22 protein-coding genes and 1 riboswitch are annotated in these 18,791 nt (G+C 41.8%); of the genes, 15 read left to right on the top strand and 7 right to left on the bottom strand.

The features are described 5' to 3' along the window. Positions 1–326: 326 nt before the first annotated feature. Together ACTHRG_RS16050 and ACTHRG_RS16055 are read left to right on the top strand one after the other, a co-directional pair. Positions 327–1,424: a carbohydrate kinase gene (locus ACTHRG_RS16050; RefSeq protein ID WP_076260141.1), complete on the top strand. Its 1,098-nt coding sequence runs from the start codon at positions 327–329 to the stop codon at positions 1,422–1,424. A gap of 14 nt (positions 1,425–1,438) precedes the next feature. After that, complete coding sequence (locus ACTHRG_RS16055; RefSeq protein WP_440231586.1) at positions 1,439–2,350, top strand: pseudouridine-5'-phosphate glycosidase; 912 nt, start codon at positions 1,439–1,441, stop codon at positions 2,348–2,350. 253 nt (positions 2,351–2,603) lie between these two features. On the opposite strand, the gene ACTHRG_RS16060 is transcribed toward ACTHRG_RS16055, so the two are convergent. The 3 genes from ACTHRG_RS16060 to ACTHRG_RS16070 form a co-directional block, all read right to left on the bottom strand. Further along, positions 2,604–3,800: a hypothetical protein gene (locus tag ACTHRG_RS16060; protein ID WP_440231587.1), complete on the bottom strand. Its 1,197-nt coding sequence runs from the start codon at positions 3,798–3,800 to the stop codon at positions 2,604–2,606. A gap of 205 nt (positions 3,801–4,005) precedes the next feature. Next, positions 4,006–4,617: a class D sortase gene (locus ACTHRG_RS16065; protein ID WP_440231588.1), complete on the bottom strand. Its 612-nt coding sequence runs from the start codon at positions 4,615–4,617 to the stop codon at positions 4,006–4,008. After that, positions 4,618–4,959 carry a helix-turn-helix domain-containing protein gene (locus tag ACTHRG_RS16070; RefSeq protein ID WP_404359428.1) on the bottom strand — a complete coding sequence of 114 codons (342 nt, stop codon included), beginning with the start codon at positions 4,957–4,959 and terminating at the stop codon, positions 4,618–4,620. It abuts the gene before it with no gap. 266 nt (positions 4,960–5,225) lie between these two features. Between ACTHRG_RS16070 and sipW the strand changes: the two genes are divergently transcribed. The 6 genes from sipW (at position 5,226) to ACTHRG_RS16100 (ending at position 8,612) form a co-directional block, all read left to right on the top strand. Then, the gene (gene sipW / locus ACTHRG_RS16075; protein WP_440231590.1) at positions 5,226–5,816 is read left to right on the top strand and encodes a signal peptidase I SipW; all 591 of its coding nucleotides are present in this window, start codon (positions 5,226–5,228) and stop codon (positions 5,814–5,816) included. Positions 5,817–5,898: 82 nt separating this feature from the next. Continuing rightward, positions 5,899–6,492, top strand: a complete 594-nt coding sequence (locus tag ACTHRG_RS16080) for a CalY family protein (RefSeq protein ID WP_440231591.1) — start codon at positions 5,899–5,901, stop codon at positions 6,490–6,492. 68 nt (positions 6,493–6,560) lie between these two features. Then, positions 6,561–7,517, top strand: a complete 957-nt coding sequence (locus ACTHRG_RS16085) for an LPXTG cell wall anchor domain-containing protein (RefSeq protein WP_440231592.1) — start codon at positions 6,561–6,563, stop codon at positions 7,515–7,517. Positions 7,518–7,596: 79 nt separating this feature from the next. Next, positions 7,597–7,890, top strand: a complete 294-nt coding sequence (locus ACTHRG_RS16090) for a DUF5658 family protein (protein ID WP_440231594.1) — start codon at positions 7,597–7,599, stop codon at positions 7,888–7,890. 63 nt (positions 7,891–7,953) lie between these two features. Continuing rightward, complete coding sequence (locus tag ACTHRG_RS16095; protein ID WP_076260160.1) at positions 7,954–8,205, top strand: hypothetical protein; 252 nt, start codon at positions 7,954–7,956, stop codon at positions 8,203–8,205. Positions 8,206–8,346: 141 nt separating this feature from the next. Next, a riboswitch (cyclic di-GMP riboswitch) is annotated at positions 8,347–8,435 on the top strand. 27 nt (positions 8,436–8,462) lie between these two features. Further along, positions 8,463–8,612: an anti-repressor SinI family protein gene (locus tag ACTHRG_RS16100; RefSeq protein ID WP_076260163.1), complete on the top strand. Its 150-nt coding sequence runs from the start codon at positions 8,463–8,465 to the stop codon at positions 8,610–8,612. A gap of 101 nt (positions 8,613–8,713) precedes the next feature. Here ACTHRG_RS16100 and ACTHRG_RS16105 read toward each other — a convergent pair whose 3' ends face one another. Together ACTHRG_RS16105 and mnmH are read right to left on the bottom strand one after the other, a co-directional pair. Then, a complete protein-coding gene (locus ACTHRG_RS16105) occupies positions 8,714–9,037 on the bottom strand; it encodes a helix-turn-helix domain-containing protein (protein WP_035326424.1) in 324 nt (107 codons plus the stop codon). 178 nt (positions 9,038–9,215) lie between these two features. Further along, entirely contained in the window at positions 9,216–10,274 is a 1,059-nt protein-coding gene (gene mnmH, locus ACTHRG_RS16110) for a tRNA 2-selenouridine(34) synthase MnmH (protein WP_076260165.1), read from the bottom strand. A 371-nt stretch (positions 10,275–10,645) separates the two neighbouring features. Between mnmH and ACTHRG_RS16115 the strand changes: the two genes are divergently transcribed. The 5 genes from ACTHRG_RS16115 to ACTHRG_RS16135 all read left to right on the top strand — a co-directional run bounded on the left by ACTHRG_RS16115 (position 10,646) and on the right by ACTHRG_RS16135 (position 14,527). Then, the gene (locus ACTHRG_RS16115; RefSeq protein ID WP_440231596.1) at positions 10,646–11,947 is read left to right on the top strand and encodes an FAD-dependent oxidoreductase; all 1,302 of its coding nucleotides are present in this window, start codon (positions 10,646–10,648) and stop codon (positions 11,945–11,947) included. Continuing rightward, positions 11,944–12,933, top strand: coding sequence for a class I SAM-dependent methyltransferase (locus ACTHRG_RS16120; RefSeq protein ID WP_440231597.1), 990 nt, complete (start codon positions 11,944–11,946; stop codon positions 12,931–12,933). Before ACTHRG_RS16115 ends, ACTHRG_RS16120 begins: the two co-directional genes overlap by 4 nt. Before the next feature lie 59 nt (positions 12,934–12,992). Next, entirely contained in the window at positions 12,993–13,718 is a 726-nt protein-coding gene (gene treR / locus ACTHRG_RS16125) for a trehalose operon repressor (protein ID WP_440231599.1), read from the top strand. Positions 13,719–13,794: 76 nt separating this feature from the next. Further along, positions 13,795–14,310, top strand: coding sequence for a type 1 glutamine amidotransferase domain-containing protein (locus tag ACTHRG_RS16130; RefSeq protein WP_440231600.1), 516 nt, complete (start codon positions 13,795–13,797; stop codon positions 14,308–14,310). A 46-nt stretch (positions 14,311–14,356) separates the two neighbouring features. Next, positions 14,357–14,527: a hypothetical protein gene (locus ACTHRG_RS16135; protein WP_175609132.1), complete on the top strand. Its 171-nt coding sequence runs from the start codon at positions 14,357–14,359 to the stop codon at positions 14,525–14,527. Positions 14,528–14,632: 105 nt separating this feature from the next. Here ACTHRG_RS16135 and ACTHRG_RS16140 read toward each other — a convergent pair whose 3' ends face one another. Further along, positions 14,633–14,863, bottom strand: coding sequence for a DUF1128 domain-containing protein (locus ACTHRG_RS16140; protein WP_035326433.1), 231 nt, complete (start codon positions 14,861–14,863; stop codon positions 14,633–14,635). A gap of 250 nt (positions 14,864–15,113) precedes the next feature. Here ACTHRG_RS16140 and ACTHRG_RS16145 point away from each other — a divergent pair, with 250 nt between their 5' ends. Next, positions 15,114–15,494 carry a YtxH domain-containing protein gene (locus tag ACTHRG_RS16145; RefSeq protein WP_227888971.1) on the top strand — a complete coding sequence of 127 codons (381 nt, stop codon included), beginning with the start codon at positions 15,114–15,116 and terminating at the stop codon, positions 15,492–15,494. Between the two features lie 19 nt (positions 15,495–15,513). Continuing rightward, positions 15,514–16,338: a YihY/virulence factor BrkB family protein gene (locus tag ACTHRG_RS16150; protein WP_163140189.1), complete on the top strand. Its 825-nt coding sequence runs from the start codon at positions 15,514–15,516 to the stop codon at positions 16,336–16,338. Between the two features lie 286 nt (positions 16,339–16,624). Here ACTHRG_RS16150 and ACTHRG_RS16155 read toward each other — a convergent pair whose 3' ends face one another. Further along, positions 16,625–18,547, bottom strand: a complete 1,923-nt coding sequence (locus tag ACTHRG_RS16155) for a heavy metal translocating P-type ATPase (protein WP_440231604.1) — start codon at positions 18,545–18,547, stop codon at positions 16,625–16,627. Between the last annotated feature and the right edge of the window lie 244 nt (positions 18,548–18,791).

The following is an 18,791-nucleotide window of genomic DNA, read 5'->3' on the forward strand; positions in this document are numbered from 1 at the left end:
CATTGTATTACTTCTATTGTAAAACAAAAAAGACTGAAGACAAGCACGATTTTAATCGAGTTTGTCGACAGTCTGAAAGCTTGGGATGTCCCAAGCTTTTTTTGTCCGCTAATTGTATTGTTAACTCCCTTGCTATTTACGTAACGGAAAAGTATGTTATTTTATTTGCGATTTCAAGTTTTCTCCACATTATCTGAACTACTTAGCTAATGACGGGGGACTTTTTTTATAGCTAAAACAATTTTCGGAAAAATAACACTTGTGCGACAAATAGACAAAAGTTTATAATCTAGACAAAAGTCAAAAAAAGACAGGGCTGATCCATTGTGAACGATAAAGAACTATTCATTTTGCAGCTGATTAAAGAGGATCCATTTATTGCCCAAAACGAGCTGGCTGACAAAACAGGGCTCTCAAGGTCCGCTGTAGCCGGCTATATCTCCTCACTGACCAAGCAGGGGAAAATTCTTGGCAGGGCTTATGTCCTGCCGCAAAAGAAAGAAGTGCTTTGTGTGGGAGGGGCCAATGTGGACAGAAAAATACAGACAACCGGACAGCTCCAATACGGAACATCGAATCCCGCCGAGAGCTCACAATCCTGCGGAGGTGTGGCACGGAACATTGCCGAAAACCTTGGCAGACTGGGCTGTAATGTAGGTCTGATGACCGTAGTGGGAGGCGACCCGGAAGGCGAATGGCTTCTGGAATATACGAAAGCCTTTGCTGACGTGACACCTTCACAATCCCTGGGAGGGGCCGTTACTGGAACCTATACAGCCGTGCTTGATCTGGAAGGGGAAATGGCTGTGGCGTTAGCTGACATGTCCATTTATGAAAGCGTTACCAGAGAGTTTGTCGAAAAAAAGTGGGGGTACATGGCATCAGCTGAGATGGTCATTTTGGATACCAACTTTCCACCAGAAGTTTTAAAGCAAATCATTACAAGGTGTTACGAAGAGAGTATTCCGCTATGTATCACACCTGTTTCAGCACCAAAAATAAAGAATCTTCCGGAAAATCTGCAGGGGGTTACCTGGCTGATTGCCAACAAAAATGAGGCAGAAGCCCTGACAGGGATGGAAATCATCAAGGAGGGAGACTTCTTTAAAGCAGCACAGGAAATGATCAATAAAGGAGTCGAAAAAGTGGTGATTAGCCGAGGAGATAAAGGGCTGATCTACTTCACAAAAACAGGTGAAGCAGGTGTGCAGCTGCCGCCAAAAGTGAAAATCGCTGATGTGACAGGTGCAGGTGACTCGCTTGTATCGGGTATTATTTTCGCCCATTTAAAAGGCTTAAGCACAGAGGATGCCTGCAAAATTGGCATGTCCTGCTCGATGCTTGCCCTGCAGTCCATTGAAACCGTTAATCCCAACCTGAACAACAAACGCCTCCAAGAAACATTCAATCAATATTTCGACTAAGGAGAAGTGACATCATGTTAGAAAAATGGCTTGAGTACTCAGAAGAAGTGTTAGAAGCGAAGAAAGCAAATAAACCGGTTGTGGCCCTTGAATCCACCATCATTTCACATGGAATGCCATACCCGCAAAACGTCCAGACAGCAAAAGAGGTGGAGGACATTATCCGCAAAAACGGTGCGGTTCCTGCAACCATTGCCATTTTAAACGGGAAAATTAAAATTGGTCTGTCAGATGAGGAGCTGGAGTTCCTGGCACAAAGCAGGGACGTTGAAAAAGCAAGCCGCCGCGACCTTCCATATTTAGTTGCGAAGAAAAAAAATGGTGCCACAACGGTAGCAGCCACCATGATCTGTGCAGAGCTTGCCGGCATTGAAGTCTTTGTCACAGGCGGAATAGGCGGCGTTCACCGCGAAGCGGAAACCACCATGGACATCTCAGCTGACCTTCAGGAGCTGGCGATGACCAATGTCGCCGTTATCTGTGCAGGTGCGAAATCCATCCTGGATCTCGGTTTAACGCTTGAATACTTAGAAACCTATGGCGTACCGGTAGTTGGGTTTGAAACAGATGTATTGCCTGCCTTCTATACCCGTACTAGTCCGTTCAGCGTGAACTACCGTGTGGACAATGCAGAAGAAGCAGCCGAAATGATTCGCACAAAATGGGAGCTTGGCCTAAAAGGGGGAGTTGTCATTGCCAACCCAATCCCTGAAAAAGATGCAATGGAAGAGGCGTTTATTAATGGGGTTATTGAAACAGCTTTAAAAGAAGCGAATGAAAACAATATCTCAGGGAAAAAAGTGACTCCATTCCTTCTGGGAAAAGTGAAGGAATTGACAGAAGGAAGAAGCCTGACAGCGAATATTGCATTGGTGAAGCATAATGCGGAAGTGGGTTCTAGGATTGCTGTAAGTTTGCATAAGTAAAGGGAAAGCCAGGCTTGGGAAGTCTGGCTTTTTTATACTGATAGAATGATAGTGGTGATGATGATGCCTAGATATAATAATAATCTTAAAAGATTGATCATTAGGATAACGTCCCTTCTGGAAACCCATATAGTAAAGGATATGTACAGGTTCTTGGATGGGGGACGGGTGTTTGTCTAGATGAAGTAAAAAGGGCACTTGAAATTAAAAAAAGAGAGCTAAGTGTGAATCACACTTAGCTCTCGGGAACTTTTCATTTAGCTTCTTCTGAGGTGGTTTCTGCATTTTCGGATGGGGATTCGTTTTGTTGTGGTGTTTCACTATCACTCTCAGATGTGCTGTTTTGTTCCTCTTGTGGCTGTTCTTCTTGTGATTGTTCCTCTGTTGGTTGCTCCACTTCTGGTTCATCAGCAGGTTTGGTTTCCACCTCATTTGGCTTATCATTAGTTGGAGGTGTTGCTGGCTGCTCTTCAGGAGGCTTGTTTTCTTTCTTTTTCTTATCAGCGGCTTCCTTTTCAGCTTTTTTCTTTTGTTCAGCTTCCTGTTGTTCTTTTTCAAGCTTTTGAATTTGAGCATCGATATCTGAAATACGGCTATTCAGATGATCAATGCTGCTTTCAAACTTAGAAATCTCGTCCTGAATATTGCTTTCCATATTCCTTAACTGATTTAGTTTGTCATTATAGCTTTTGATCTTTTCCAGGGAAGCGGTTTGTTCCTCTTTGGCTTGGGTTATAAGAGTTTCAGCATCCTTTGAATAACTCTCCATCTTGGTAATTTGCTCTTCAAAGTAAGTTTCTTCATAAGTGCATTCTGTGATAGCTTGATCTTTGAATCCGTTTATTGTATCTAAAAGGGTTGTTATTTCTTCAGTATGAGTTTTTGACTTTGTTACTGCAGTTTCGAGAGCGTTATTGTAATTCTCCAGCTGCTGGATTGAAGCAGATAATTGACTGCTTAAGGAGCTAATCGCATTTAAGTCCTGTTTAGCTGTGGATATGTTATTTTGCAGACTGTTTATATGTGATTCTAACGAAGAACGGGTAGCTGTTAGCCCTTTTATTGAGGCACTGCTATCAGATGCTGGTTCGGATGGATTGGTATGGCCGTTGGGATAAGGCTTTACGTTCTTTAGTTTAGCATCAGCATCTATTTCAGAAATACTGCTTTTTAGAGACAATGCCTGTTGTATTTCCTCATCCAATTTTTTGAAGACATCTTCTGACTTGATTACATAATCTTGTTCTATTGTTCTGGGAAAAATAAAGCATGCCTCAATAGTCGAGTTTGCTTCATCAGTGCTGTTGAATTGAGCATATGTAGGCGATATGAAATGTGCTCCAACAACAATGGAGGATGAAAGTGCAAAACTGGAAGCAGCGGCTTTTGCCATTTGTTTTCTTCTTTTCCTTCTCATTCTTTTAATTCTCACCCCTCTCGGTTCCATCAATGTAACCTCCTTTGAATGTTCATTATTAAAATTGAATTTGTTCTTTATATAGAATTAAAATTCATTATACTATTAGGAAAGTAAATTTGGAAATGGAATAATTTAAGTTTTTGGCAGGTAAATAGTATCTTTTCTCTCATTATCTAGATTTTACTCAAATTTTCGCATAGATATTCTTTATTGAGAACATTTCATAAAATTTAATTTAATTAACTAATCTTTTAGCAGATAAAATATAACGATTTGGTGCATTTCCTACATATGAAAAAGGATAGCAAGTGGAAACAGTGAGAATTTCTTGTGGAGCAGTGGAATTAATCACTGTAGTATCATCCGCATCAACAATCTCTGTTTCTGTTATCTCATATCTATATTCTCCATAGGGCATGATAACTTGAAGTATATCTCCAATTTCAAGTTCACCAAGCCGGCGAAAAACTGTATCCCGATGCCCTGATAATAAAATTTGATCAGACTGGCCCGGAAGAACAGTTGTTGAGTAATGGCCAACCCCCTTTTCAAGTTCATCCTCATCTGTTCCTTCTATAATGGGAAGTTCAGCTTCCAAGCGGGGGATCTTTAGAATCCCAATGGCTTCACCCTGCTCAAAGGAAACATCCAGTGGTTGTTCTGTTTGGAGAACATTTCTTCTTTCTTTATTCACTGCGTTATGAACTCTTTCTTGTGCCTGGGCTAAAGAATCCTTGGTTTTCTTCTCCTGAGCGTACATTTCCTGCAGTGAAAACAGGACCACACCGCCTCCGATTAGAATAAGGAAGGAGGCAGCTATAATCAGCAAACGGCCTCTAACCTTCAACTAAACGTTCCCTCCATTCATTTTCTTAAATTTAATGAACTCAAGATAATAGGAGAAATCCTCTTTTGTGATTCCCTGCCTGATTGCTTCCTTGACAAGGGAAACCCACTCCTCATCCAGCTTAGACAAATCGGTAATCTGTTCTTTATTCTCCTCCAGCAGCTCTTCAAGATTAGCATCCAGTGTCCTGGCGATTCGCGATAAAACCTGCAGTGAAGGGTTCTCCTGTATACCTCTCTCAATGTAGCTCAAATATGATTTGGATACCTCGGCTTTTTCGGAAAGCTCATTAATCGAGTATCCCTTTTTGATCCTCAAACTTTTAATCCGGCCACCTATCATAGGCATAATACTCCCTTATCATAAAATATAAAGATATTTTCATTATAACGAACAAAACGTTCAATAAAAAATACAAAATAGTGAGAATTCTCGAGATATACTTAGAAAAAGAACGAAAAATGTTCTTTAAAACGAAAAAACGGCTGAATTTGGAATTTTTCAAAATAAGAAGGATGGACTATACTCGACTTAACGGTTCGATAAAAAGAACAAAACGAACATAAAGAAAGAACAATCTTCTTTCTTTAAAGGAAGGTGACGGTGAATTGAAAGTTAGCTGGAAAACAGCAGGAAAGATTATTAGCAATTTGATTACAGCAATATTGTTTATCAATTTAATCATTATGGCAGTGCTCGTTGTTTCATCTAAAGCCTCTGGCGGAGAACCTCAGGCATTTGGTTACCAGCTTAAAACCGTGTTATCAGGTTCAATGGAGCCAACCTTTATGACAGGATCTGTCATTGCAGTCAAGCCGGTTGATTCATCCCAAAGTAAAGACTTGAAAAAGGGAGACATCATTACTTTCCAGGCCGATGAGCAAAAGCTGATCACCCACCGCATTGTTGGTGTCACTACAAGCGGCGAACATGTCATGTATGAAACAAAAGGGGATAACAATAACGCTGCAGACATGGACCCAGTGCTTTCTGAAAATGTAAGAGCCGTATACTCTGGTTTCACGATTCCATATGTGGGATATTTCATAGATTTTGCACAATCAAAAGAAGGCGGAGCGATTCTGCTGATTGGTCCGGGAGTTCTTCTTCTGGCATACTCAGCATTTAGCATCATGCAGGGCTTAAGAGAACTTGATTCCAAGAATAAGAAAAATGATTCAAATGAAAAAACGGCTTAGCTTTGGTTGCACTCCTTGTTAATAACAAGGGTCAATATAAAAAATCATACATACCCGAATGGGGTAGAGGAGGAAAAGGGAAATGACTTTAAAAAAGAAATTAGGTATGGGTATTGCATCTGCAGCACTAGGGATTTCATTAGTTGGTGGGGGAACATTTGCTTATTTCAGTGACACTGCTGAAGCAAATGCTAAATTTGCTGCTGGAACGCTAGACCTAAGTGCAAATCCTACTACAATTATTGATGTGGGAGATATCAAACCTGGTGATACTATGTTGCGTTCTTTCCAACTTGTAAATGGAGGTTCGCTTGATATTGCCACTATTGATTTAATGACAGATTATACAGTAACTGATGCAAATAGTAATAATGCAGAAGATTTTGGTAAGCATATTCGAGTTAATTTCTTACTTAATGCTGACAAAATTGATACACCAATTTGGTCAACAACATTATATGATTTGAAAAATATGAGTCCTGATGTGATTGAGGGTAACTTCTGGAGTGGTTGGTTCGCTGAACACGGAGGAAATTTAGCAGCCGGTACAACGGATACACTTTATGTTCAATATGAGTTTGTAGATAATGGTCAAGAACAGAACGAATACCAGGGCGATTCTTTAGAACTAGAATGGACATTCGAAGGTAAGCAAGGCGAAGGAGAAGCAAAATAATCATCTCTTAAAACAAGGGGTGGGGAATTTCCCCGCCTCTTGTTCAATATAATTTGTGAGGTAATGCCATGAAATCAAAATGTTTATTGGCAAGACCACTTATATATTCAATTATAGCATTTTTACTGTTTGTTATCTTTTTAGGAGAAAAAACTGCATTAGCAGCTGATAAAGAACTAGATATCAACACAAACATAAACGGCTACTTTTTCGAAGTAGGTGACCTCAAACCAGGTGACTGGATGCCCCGAGATATAACCATCCTAAACCAGGGAAAACAGGATTTCAGATACACAGCGCAAATTGGAAAGAAAAAATCCGTAAAAGGGCTTTTCGAAGAACTTGATCTTTTGGTTAAGAAGGATTCAGATATTCTATTTGAAGGAAAGTTAAAAGACTTTGAAGGGTTTACTCCAAGGAAGCTGGCAAAGGGCAGCTCTGAGCAGTTATTCTTTCAAGTTTCAATGCCTTACACTCTTGGAAATGACTTTCAGGATTCTTCTGCTGAGGTAGAAATCATATTTCTTGCTGAGGCATTAACGGATCCAACTGACCCGCCAGATGATGGAGACCCGCCAGATGATGGAGACCCACCAGGAGATGGAGACCCGCCAGATGATGGAGATCCACCAGGAGATGGAGACCCGCCAGATGATGGAGACCCGCCAGGTGACGGAGACCCGCCAGATGATGGAGACCCGCCAGGTGACGGAGACCCGCCAGATGATGGAGACCCGCCAGATGATGGAGACCCGCCAGGTGACGGAGATCCACCAGATGATGGAGACCCGCCAGGAGATGGAGATCCTCCAAGTGAAGAAGAACCTTCTGATGAAACCACGGACGAAGGAGCGAAACCTGGTGATTCTAAAGACAATATTGTTATAAATCCTGAAATGACCGATAATCTTTTGCCAAACACAGCTACCAATACTTATAACTTACTATTGATCGGCGGATTGTTATTGGGAACAGGAAGTGTATTAATCCTTGTTTTTTATAGAAGGATAAGAAGTGAACGATAGAGAAGGCCAGGAGAGTAAAAACTTCGTGGCCTTAATTTTTATTTATAAATACTCACCTTAGCTAAAAAGTGGTGATCACATGAAAAAGCTGCTTTATTATCTTGCCATCTTAAATCTGCTGGACGGATTTCTTACTGCCCTAGGACTCCACTTTAATGTTATAGAAGAAAGCAATCCGCTAATGGGTAATCTTTATGACCTTCACCCTTTTTTATTTCTTTCTCTTAAAATAATTCTTTCTTGTTTACTTATCATATTATCAATAGTTATCTCCGCAGAATCTAAAGTCAAGCTATTAGCAGCCGGAGCTTCAATTATGTATTCAATCGTATGCCTGCTGCACGCTGTTTGGCTTTTCTCATTAATTGCTTAACAGCATTCATTAAAACCCAAATAGGAAATATATATCAATATAAAATAGTTCAGGCGGTGTCTCATGTATCAAAAAAACTGCACTAAATGCCATAACCCATCTTTCAGCAGCACTGAAACCGGAGAGTGGCTTTGCCCGGTTTGCGGAACTGATTTGACGAATGAAACTTTTCTGGATGCGATGACACGGGAACCGGCCCATATTATCTATAAGAAAAAGAAAATTTCGCACACCTATTCTCTGCAGGAAATTAATAAGAATTATAGGAAAAGAATCGGCCATTCTTACTATTCTAAACAGAGAACACTTAAATAAGTGAGGGATTTGAGAGACTTTTGTCGAAAAATAAATTAATTTAATATTAAAATAATTAATTATATTTACAAAAAAAGACACCATTAGCAATACGCCCATAGTAGAATACATCTATGGAAAATATTTCTTTGAGCCGATAGGCGCAGAAAAAGGCAAACTCATTGAAAGATGGGGACGCAAAGTCGCGGGTCTAAGGTATTGAAAAATACTACGATGGCTGGATTGCCTGGAATACGATACGTATCCTGGGGGGAAGAATGTTGACAGAGCAAAATATTAAGGTCGAAGAGATTGATTTAGAGTGGCTGCAGTTAATTATGGAAGCAAGAAACTTAGGCCTGCAAAAGGAAGAAGTTAGAGAGTTTTTACATAATAACAGAGCCAAAGAGGTTCTGATCGAAGCTTAAATATCCGATATTGCTAAGTATTTCTGTTAGAGGCATCTCTAAATGGAAATGCTTTTTATTTTTGCCAAAAAAATAAGCCTGTGTATTCAGGCTCATGGCTATTATGATTTTTGTCCGCTTTTCCACTTATTAAAATCCAAAAACTCCCTAAATTGCTCCTTGGAAACACCAGACTCCATGGCTTCTTTCACAATTTTCATCCATTCGGAATCCAGATCTTCCTTGTTGATCTGCTCATGGATCAAATGGTCCACGGGAACATTCAGGACACCTGCGATTTTTTCAAGGAATTGAATCGATGGATTGGTCTGCAAATTTCGTTCAAGTGAGCTTAAGTATGATTTTGCCACACCGGCCTGGTCTGCAAGCTCGGATAAGGACATTTTCTTTTCCTGGCGAAGTTTTTTTACACGATCACCGATCATCGTATACCACACACCTTATTTTGTATGTAATAGGATTATATCATAATGAGTTCCATATTAAGAACGTTTTGTTCAATATTATTATCATCATACCACAGTGTCAACCGATTTAAATAGCTAGTTATCACAGTTTTTAAAAAATATATCTTTTGTCGCTCTCAAAAAGTAATGCTCCTCGTCATAAGACGGGAGCATTTTGCTTCTCAATTATTTGAATAACCTGCTGTGCAGCTGCTTCCACATCATCTGCATTCACATGGTGGAATTCGCCTTCATAATCATGCTGTTTAAAAGCATAGCGCGGGTCGTAATAGTGTTCTAATAAAAGCTTAATAAATAGCTCGTAGTTCTCCGTTTGAACTGATTCATCCAGCTGCTCGCGGATTTCGGTATCCTTCAGCCGTTTTTTAATAAACACAAGGCTTTCATCCACTTTCGGCTTGAACCATCCTTCTTTTTGATATGGTTCCACATAGTCCCTCAGAATACGCTGGACACGGGATTCGATGCTTGCAAACATATCAATGTGGATTGCGTTTTTTTTAGTATCGAGCAGCTCGTCCGGCTGAACCACCTTGCCAATCCGCTTGCTTTCAGCTTCCATAATAATATAAGGGGAGCCTTTAACCTCAGAAAGGGCTTGATACAAAAGAGCATCAAATGTTTTCTGTGTGCTGCCTTCCCCCATGCCAAAGGAGCCGAAGATCGATCCGCGGTGTCCTGCCATTTCTTCCAGATCAAGAACAGGATATCCTTTTTGACTTAACACCTTCAGCACATCTGTTTTCCCGACGCCGGTCATCCCGTGGATCACAACTGCTTTTTCAGGAATCAGGCTTGCAGTGTTTTCAAGTATATATTGACGGTACGCTCGATACCCTCCAATTAAACGGGGGATTGAAACACCGGCATATGTGATAAATGTAGTAACGGCTTTGCTGCGCATGCCGCCGCGCCAGCAGTAAATGACAGGCTGGAAGCCATCATTTTTCAGGTCTCTGATTTTCTGCATCATGGACGGAATTTTAGGTGAAACGATTTCCATCGCTCTCCACTTAGCCGCATCAGAACCTTCTTTCTTATATAATGTTCCGATTTCCGCACGCTCTTCATTAGTGAAAAGAGGCACATTGACAGCACCGGGAATGCTGCACTCCTCGAATTCAATTGGAGACCTGACATCGACCGGAACTGCGTTGTCCATCTGGATATATTGTTCGACTGCTATTTCTCTCATTTTATTGCCTCCAAAATTAAAGTGAAACTCCGATCAGAGGGGGTGTTTTCCGCTGATTGGTTAGTTGAACTAATCGGGCCTTACGGGCAGTTTGGCACCATTAATTCACCTTTGAATTTTACTGCAGTTTCTAGTGGGGATCTTACTGCCCGTTAGACTGCGGTATTGCTATATATCGCCCTAAAAGGAACGTTAATTGATTTGACTCTCTCTATTATACAGGATTTTGAAATTATAGGTGTCTATCACAATCATACTCCTATTTTCAAAAGTTTGTTCTTATAATTTTTTCCAGACTTTGTAATATCAGCATATCCATTGGTTTTGCTTTTTAAAAAGAAGGTTAAATAAAAGGCAAAGGTGGTGGAAATATGTCCTTGAATACAGAGGTTGCCATTATAGGCGGAGGGATTGGCGGTTTGACACTTGGACTGAAGCTGGCCCAAGCCAATCTGGATGTCACAGTTCTGGAAAAGCTGGATGCCCCCTCTTCCGTTTATAAGGGAGAACTCCTGCAGCCAAAGAGCCTGAAAATCTTTAATCAGCTGGGTGCTTTGGATGAAATCCTTGATAATGGCTTTTCATTTTCCCGGATTGCGTTTGAGGAAGGGGAAAAAGAGTTTGCCATGGATTACAGCATCCTCCCTGGGAATTATGATTACTCGCTTATGATCGAGCATGAAAGGCTGAAAGGAATCCTTCTGAATCAGGCGCTTCAATATTCGAACTTTCATTATCTGTCAGGGTCCCTGGCAAAAGGGTATGACAAGGGCCAATTATTGGTTGAGCGGAAGGATGTAAAGGAGCAGCTGACAGTGAGGGCTGACTTTTTTATAGGCGCTGAAGGAAGGAATTCCATTACCAGAAAAGAAATGAACAGCAAAATTAAAAAGATTGAGTACAACCATCAATTTCTAACGGTAACCTTCCCCCGGCCTCAATCATTGGAGGAAGGGAAAATTATCTCTAAGGATGAGCGGTTCCTCGGATTATTTCCGCTGCCGGATGCGAAAGTGCGATCTGTTTATTTAATTCCTGAGGGCACGTATAAGGAGCATCTCAAAAAAGGAATTCACTATTTCCATAAAAATTATGTAGAGCTTTTTCCGGAATTGGAAGGGTATGTGACCAGGCTGAAAAATTGGAAGGATATTCAGTTAATGATTCCGACAGCCTTTTATGCAGATAAATATGTGGATGGAAGACTCGCGATATTGGGCGATGCGGCCCATACTGTCCACCCGATGGCAGGGGAAGGCATGAATATGGCGATTCAAGATGCCGATGTGCTTGGGGAATTGCTTGCAGAGATGTATGCGAGCGGAAGATTTTCGCCGGACAAGCTTAAATGGTATGAAAAAGTCCGCAAGCCACGCGCTGAAAACATGATTAGTCTCAGTCACTTATCCGCCATAGCCTATTCCTATTCGAACCGGGTTATTACAGGAATACGCCGCAAAGGCCTAAAGCAGATCGAAAGAGACAAAACTCTGCAATATAAGCAAATGCTGAATGTTTCAGGTCTTGGATATTGGCCGGAGAGTCTTTGGGACCGATTGATTCAGGCAGGAATGCTGCCGGCAAGAAAAACAGAATTATCAGCTGCTGATAAAAGCCATTATTTTTATACAGAAAAAGAAGACTATCCCTGGAAGAAGGTTGAACAGCCATGATAAATGAATATGTGAGATTGCTAAAAGCACGAAATTGGATGAAAAAGAACCAGCCCTTTTTATACAGCTGGCATGCATATGTTGGATTTGAGCTCGACCTTTTTTCACAGTTCCGCAGCTGGAGAACGGTAAAAGAAGTGGCCTCAAGCAGAAATCTTCAGGAGGAGCTGCTTTTAAGATGGGTGGAGGTGGGGCTGGCGATCCGCCATTTGAAAAAGAAGGGGAAGGATAAAATCAAGACAGCTTCTAAATTCAGCCTTCCATCCACGCCGAAAAACCCCCGTTCCACAGGAATCATCCTGAAGGAAATGATGGAATTGCATATCCCGACTTTACTCTCTTATCCTGAACTGCTCCGTTCCAATACGAAAAATACTTTTGATCATGAAGAGCATGGACCAACCGTCGCAAGAACTTCATCACTGCTTGAACAGCTTGCACTGCCGCGGCTTATGAAAACCATTAAGAAGAACAAAATGGAAAGAATTATTGACATTGGCTGCGGGGAAGGCGGCTATTTAAGCAGAATCAGCCAGAAGTTCCCGCATGCAAAACTGGCGGGAATTGAAATTAATGAAGACGTCGCAGAATCTGCCCGAACCAATTGCAAAGACATTCCCAACATTAATATTGTGACTGCAGATGTTCATGAATACTCACCTGATCATCAGGCTGATTTAATTATGGTCAACAACCTGCTGCACTATATCCAGCCGGAGGATCGCAAGCAGCTGCTGTCCCGATTGAAAAGCTGGCTTAGCCTTAAAGGATCCATTACGATTATCACACCCATTCTTCATTCAAAAAAAGGCGAGGAGTTTTCAAGTGTGTTTAACAGCTTCTTTTCAGCCTTTGAAAATCTTTATCCAACCCCGACTGAGGAGGATATCCACCAGCTTGCGAAAGAGCTGAAGCTGAAAGTGAAAACCTTCAAACCTGTTGTAACGGAAGGCGGGTGGTATTTTATCCAGCTGTCCAACCGATAATTCAAAGCAAGCTTGTTTAATGGTAGAATGGTGTTAACTTGACTGAAATGGTGATTGAAATGAGAAATAATAAATATTTAGTGATTTATGAGGAGCTTGCCCAGCAAATCCAGGAAGGCAAGTATCCCGCCAGATCCATTCTGCCATCTGAACATGAATTGACGGAGATGTATTCCACTTCAAGAGAAACCATCCGCAAAGCCTTGAATTTGCTTGCCCAAAACGGATTTATTCAGAAAATCCGCGGAAAAGGATCGATGGTCCTTGATTTGAAAAAGTTGCAGTTTCCCATATCGGGTCTGGTCAGCTTTAAAGAACTGGCCGGAAAGATGGGGCAGCGTGCTGAAACGATTGTGGACGAATTTTCACTTATTCAGCCTGACGCAGAGAAGATGAAGCATCTCCATATTGATAAAGATGAAAAAGTCTGGAAAGTTTATCGGGTCCGGAAAATTGAAGATGAGCGGATTATTTTGGACAAGGACTTTTTAATTGAGAAATATGTCCCCGGCTTAACGCAGGACATATGCCAGAGCTCTATTTTTGCCTACATTGAGGGCGATCTCGGCAAAAAAATAAGCTTTGCCAAAAAAGAATTTACAGTGGAAGAACCGACTGCTGAAGATCGCAGGCTTCTGGATATGGAAGGATTCCATGCCATTGTCGTGGTGAAAAATTATATTTATTTTGACGATGCCACCCTTTTTCAGTACACAGAATCCAGGCACAGGCCGGACAAGTTCAGGTTTGTTGATTTTGCGAGAAGAATGGACAGCGGAGTGTAACATGCTTTTTTACGTTTAAGATTGTTCATTCAGGGAAATCTCCTTATGTGAAGATTTTTAAAAGGAGATGGTATAGATGAGTAAAAAAATCGCATGCTTAATTACCGAGATGTTCGAGGATAGTGAATACACGGAACCTGCAAAAGGCTTCAAAGAAGCAGGTCATGAAGTGGTTACAATTGAAAAGGAACAAGGCAAATCCGTTAAAGGCAAACAGGGTGAAGCCACTGTTCAAATAGATCAGAGCATTGATAACGTAAATCCGCAGGACTTTGATGCACTGTTCCTGCCAGGCGGATTCTCACCGGATCAGCTTCGTGCCGATGACCGATTCGTCCAATTTGCGAAATCATTCATGGACGATAAGAAACCAGTCTTCGCGATCTGCCACGGACCGCAGCTGCTGCTGACAGCCAAGACTCTAGAAGGCCGCGACGCAACCGGCTACAAATCCATCCAGGTTGACATGGAATACGCAGGAGCCAAATTCCAGGACTCAGAAATCGTCGTCTGCCAAAACCAGCTCGTCACAAGCAGACAGCCGGAAGATATTCCTGCATTCACACGTGAATCACTTAAATTGTTAGGATAATGAAATGGACAGCCCTCTGCCTGATTTGGCAGGGGGTTTTTAATGTTTGATTAATGTATTACTTTCAGGGATTATCCATCCGGGCTTTGATATTGGAAAATTCCTTATTAATACCGTGCTGATTGGAGCGGAGGGGCCTCGATCCTCGAAAATGCTGACGCATTTTCTTCGTGCGGTGTTCAATCAGGGAAGCTTATTCAATGTCCTACGGGAGTAGCGAACCAGGGGAGGTCCCGCAGCGGAAATCAGCACCCTAGCTCAACAGCTGCAAATTCAGTCATATGCATAAACAAAAAGCAGCCCTCAAAAGGCTGCTCACATATTATTTATTCTTCCTCAAATTCCCAAGCTCCTCAACCAAAGCCTGCATTTCATTCGGACTAAACGAATCCTTTTTCATAACAAGATCATAAATATCCTTCAATTCCTCATACATTTCCTCATCAAAATGCGAAGGCTTAATAGCACCTAAATTCAAAACCTTCAGCTTCTCCTTAATAGCCTCAATCATAAACTCCACATTCTCAACCGATTTCTCCGATAAATTATTCATTACAGACACCCTCTCATAGCTATGTATTAGGACGAACACACTTTTCTTATCATCTTTCCACGATATCAGCAAAATGTCAACTTAAATTAGACTTGCATGTACCAAGGAAATTAGTAGAAAATAAAGGGGAAGTTTGTACAAATTACATAAGATAATACAGGAAAAGGACGAGTCAGGTTTCATTAAACGAAAAAAAGGGAAAAATTGAATAAAATTTTCATATAATAATTTTACTAAAGGAGAATAAAATATGGGGAAATCATTGTTTTGGAAAGGTGTACTATATGGAGCACTTGCAGGCGGTGCGCTAAGCCTTCTTGACAAATCCACAAGGGAAACCGTTTTTGATAATTGCCGGAAAACGTCCAGCAATGTTGGCTATTACTTAAAACACCCAAGTGAAGCAGTGAATCAGGTGAAGGATGTTTCCAACAAGGTCAAAACCGCTATTGACCAGGTTAGTGAAGACGTCGCTTTTATTACTGGCACTGTGGAAGAAATAAGAGAAATGGCACCGGAAGTTACACAGATTGTTCAGAATACAAAGCAGGCCTTTTCAGATATTAAGCTGAAGGGATCAGGCGAACTGCCGGAACAACCGGCTGACGATTCGGTTCAGATTCCGCATTAATGACAAGTGAGGTGTTGGAATGGGACGAACTTTTTCGGCTCTGATTCCAAACTTATGGAAAAGAGTAGAAGAAGATGATGTATTTGGACTTGCTGCCCAATTGGCCTATTTCTTTCTTCTCTCTCTTTTTCCTCTGCTGATTTTCCTGGTCACGCTCGTTCCTTATTTGCCGATCACGCAGCAGGATATTTTAAATGTTGTTCGTGATTTTGCACCTGGAGAGACCATGAAGCTCATTGAAACCAATATCTATGAAATAACGCAGCGAAATGGAAAGCTGCTTTCCTTCGGGATCATCGCTACGCTCTGGTCGGCTTCAAATGGAATCAATGCCGTGGTGAAGGCTTTTAATAAGGCGTATGATGTAAAGGAAACCCGTCATTTTATTATTGCACGCGGAATGGCGATTCTGCTTACATTTGCGATGATTTTTGTGTTTGTAATGGCCCTGCTTCTTCCTGTTTTCGGAAGACAGATAGGCTTATTTATATCTTCGGAATTTGGTTTATCAGGCCAATTTCTGGCGATATGGAATATGGTGCGCTGGTTAGTGAGCCCTTTCATCCTTTTTATGGTGTTTACAGGGTTATACTGGATTGCCCCCAATAAAAAATTAACCTGTATCAGCGCTGTGCCAGGTGCCATTTTCGCCACAGTCGGCTGGGTCCTGTCCTCGCTTGCTTTTTCATACTATGTCAGCAGCTTTGGCAATTTCTCCGCGACATATGGAAGCATTGGGGCCATAATCGTCCTTATGATCTGGTTTTACATATCCGGCATTATCATCATTCTGGGCGGGGAAATAAATGCCATCTATTCGAAGATCAATAAAGAGGATTGCTGATAAAAGTTTCCTTCTTAAAAAGTCCCTCTCCGTTACACACTAGTAATGGGGGAAAATGAATACATTGGAGGGGACCGATATGACAAAGCACACGAAAAAAGACGGCGGCACTAAGCAAAAAGGCAAAAACAAACCAAAACAAAAAACATCCGGTTCTGCTAACGGGCAGAACGGTTACCACTAAAAAAAAAGCGGAAGGGCCTTGCTTACCCCCGACACCTCGAGGGGGGCAGGCTGCTTGCGCCAGACATAAAAAAGCCTGGGAATCTGAATTCCCAGGCTTTCCTTATGATCTCAATAACCTCAGGCTGTTTAAAATAACCAAAATGGTTGATCCTTCATGGCCGATTACGCCATAAGGAAGGTCAAGCAGCTGCAGGAAGTTGGATGCAATTAGAAACATGATAACCGTGATGGAAAAAATGACATTCTGCTTGATGATCTTATTCATGCGTCTTGAAAGTTCGATGGCTTCCGCAATTTTCGGCAAGTCATTTTTCATTAAAACCACATCAGCCGTTTCAAGCGCTACATCCGTTCCTTCGCCCATGGCAATACCGACATTGGCAGTGGCCAGGGCCGGGGCATCGTTAATTCCGTCTCCGACCATGGCGACATTGCTGTATGTTTCCTTCAGCTTCTTCAAATGCTCCACTTTGTTTTCAGGCAGGCATTCGGCAATATGCAAGTTGACATGGCTTTCGCCCGCAATTGCTGCTGCTGTTGTCTGGCTGTCACCTGTCAGCATGATCGTGTAGATTCCCTGTTTCTTTAAAAGGTCAATGGCCTGTTTGGTTTCTTCCCGGACAACATCCTTCAGAGAAAGGAGGCCGATGATTTCATCGTTTTTCTGGACAAATACAACCGTCTTTCCTTCGCTTGCCATGCTGTCGGCAGCTCCGTCTGCAAATGCCATGGCCTCAGTTTTACCGACAAAAGAGGCTTTGCCGATTTTCCATTCATCATGATCAACCTTCGCTTTGACCCCGAACCCGGTAACATCTTCAATGCTCTCCGGGTGGATAAGGGACTCTGAAAGTGTGCTCTTGGCATATTTGACAATGGCATTAGCCAGCGGGTGGTTTGAATGACTTTCAATGGATGCGACCTTTAGAAGCAGTTCTTCTCTGGAAAGCCCATCCTTGACTACAACATCGGTTACTTCCGGTTTTCCTTTTGTCAGTGTGCCGGTTTTGTCAAAGGCAATAGCCTTAAGATGACTCAGGTTTTCGAGGTGCACACCGCCTTTAAAAAGGATGCCGTGTCTCGCTCCATTTGAAATGGCTGACAAAGTCGCAGGCATGATCGATGCGACCAGGGCACAGGGTGATGCTACAACAAGAAGGATCATGGCCCGGTAAAAGGTTTCAGTCCAGCTCCATCCTAATAGAAAATGTGGAGCAAACATCATCAAAACAACAACAGCCAAAACAATTTTGACATAGGTGCCTTCAAACTTTTCAATGAAAAGCTGGGAAGGGGATTTCTCGCTTTGAGCTGATTGCACAAGCTCAATAATTTTTTGAAAAAGGGTTTCGTTATTCGGTTTTGTGATTTCAACCGTGATCGATCCGTTCAGATTCACAGTCCCGGCAAATACCTGGTCATCCGCGCCTTTTGAAACAGGCAGGGACTCACCCGTAATGGCTGCTTCGTCCAGCGACGAATGGCCTTTTACAATCGTTCCATCAGAGGGAACCCTCTCACCCGGCTTCACCAGGATAAAATCCCCGATTTCAAGCTCTGAAACATGGACACGCTCCTCTGAACCGTCTGTGATCCTCAGGGCTTCTTCAGGCTGCAGCTCCATAAGAGAAGAGATTTCCTTATGGCTTTTGTTCATGGTGTAGGTTTCTAATGCACCGCTGACAGCGAAAATAAATATCAGGATTGCGCCTTCTGTCCAATAGCCGATAATCGCTGAGCCGATTGCAGCGAAGATCATCAGCATTTCAACATTCAATTCTTTATTCTCAATGGTTTCTTCGATGCCTTCTTTCGCTTTCGCAAAACCGCCGATTACGAAAGCCAGCAGATAAGCGGTAATCGATGGTGATTCCATTCCGCTTCGGTCTAACAGCCAGCCTGTCAGAATCAATACACCGCTCAGAAGTGCGGCAATTAATTCAGCATGGGGTTTGATTTTTTCTAAAAGATTTTCTTCAGATCGATTGCTGTTTTTAAGCAGGGCCTTTGCCTCCATACTCATCGTTTGTCCTCCTAAAAATGGTTTTAATGTTTTTCAGTTATCTTATTGAGAAGAATAATCACATTCAATACCCCTAAAAAACAACGAAAGCTGCCACCAGATAGGTGACAGCGTTAAAATCAGTAATGCAGCTTGCACTATGCAATTATGGTATTCTATTACACTTATATTACTATATAGCCTATGAAAAGAAAAGTTAAACGGTCTTTAAAAATTAATAAAATTAATTTTAGGTTACGAATTG

It is taken from the genome of Cytobacillus sp. SAFR-174 (genome assembly GCF_051964675.1).
GTDB lineage: Bacteria > Bacillota > Bacilli > Bacillales > Cytobacillaceae > Cytobacillus.

Bases quoted from the DNA above. Each gene is read 5' to 3' on its own strand.
- ACTHRG_RS16115 (WP_440231596.1), top strand. From the start codon at position 10,646: ATGTCCTTGAATACAGAGGTTGCCATTATAGGCGGAGGGATTGGCGGT.
- ACTHRG_RS16145 (WP_227888971.1), top strand. From the start codon at position 15,114: ATGGGGAAATCATTGTTTTGGAAAGGTGTACTATATGGAGCACTTGCA.
- ACTHRG_RS16105 (WP_035326424.1), bottom strand. From the start codon at position 9,037: ATGATCGGTGATCGTGTAAAAAAACTTCGCCAGGAAAAGAAAATGTCC.
- ACTHRG_RS16140 (WP_035326433.1), bottom strand. From the start codon at position 14,863: ATGAATAATTTATCGGAGAAATCGGTTGAGAATGTGGAGTTTATGATT.
- ACTHRG_RS16130 (WP_440231600.1), top strand. From the start codon at position 13,795: ATGAGTAAAAAAATCGCATGCTTAATTACCGAGATGTTCGAGGATAGT.
- ACTHRG_RS16080 (WP_440231591.1), top strand. From the start codon at position 5,899: ATGACTTTAAAAAAGAAATTAGGTATGGGTATTGCATCTGCAGCACTA.
- ACTHRG_RS16055 (WP_440231586.1), top strand. From the start codon at position 1,439: ATGTTAGAAAAATGGCTTGAGTACTCAGAAGAAGTGTTAGAAGCGAAG.
- ACTHRG_RS16120 (WP_440231597.1), top strand. From the start codon at position 11,944: ATGATAAATGAATATGTGAGATTGCTAAAAGCACGAAATTGGATGAAA.
- ACTHRG_RS16155 (WP_440231604.1), bottom strand. From the start codon at position 18,547: ATGAGTATGGAGGCAAAGGCCCTGCTTAAAAACAGCAATCGATCTGAA.
- ACTHRG_RS16090 (WP_440231594.1), top strand. From the start codon at position 7,597: ATGAAAAAGCTGCTTTATTATCTTGCCATCTTAAATCTGCTGGACGGA.
- mnmH (WP_076260165.1), bottom strand. From the start codon at position 10,274: ATGAGAGAAATAGCAGTCGAACAATATATCCAGATGGACAACGCAGTT.
- ACTHRG_RS16095 (WP_076260160.1), top strand. From the start codon at position 7,954: ATGTATCAAAAAAACTGCACTAAATGCCATAACCCATCTTTCAGCAGC.
- treR (WP_440231599.1), top strand. From the start codon at position 12,993: ATGAGAAATAATAAATATTTAGTGATTTATGAGGAGCTTGCCCAGCAA.
- ACTHRG_RS16070 (WP_404359428.1), bottom strand. From the start codon at position 4,959: ATGATAGGTGGCCGGATTAAAAGTTTGAGGATCAAAAAGGGATACTCG.
- ACTHRG_RS16100 (WP_076260163.1), top strand. From the start codon at position 8,463: ATGTTGACAGAGCAAAATATTAAGGTCGAAGAGATTGATTTAGAGTGG.
- ACTHRG_RS16150 (WP_163140189.1), top strand. From the start codon at position 15,514: ATGGGACGAACTTTTTCGGCTCTGATTCCAAACTTATGGAAAAGAGTA.
- ACTHRG_RS16085 (WP_440231592.1), top strand. From the start codon at position 6,561: ATGAAATCAAAATGTTTATTGGCAAGACCACTTATATATTCAATTATA.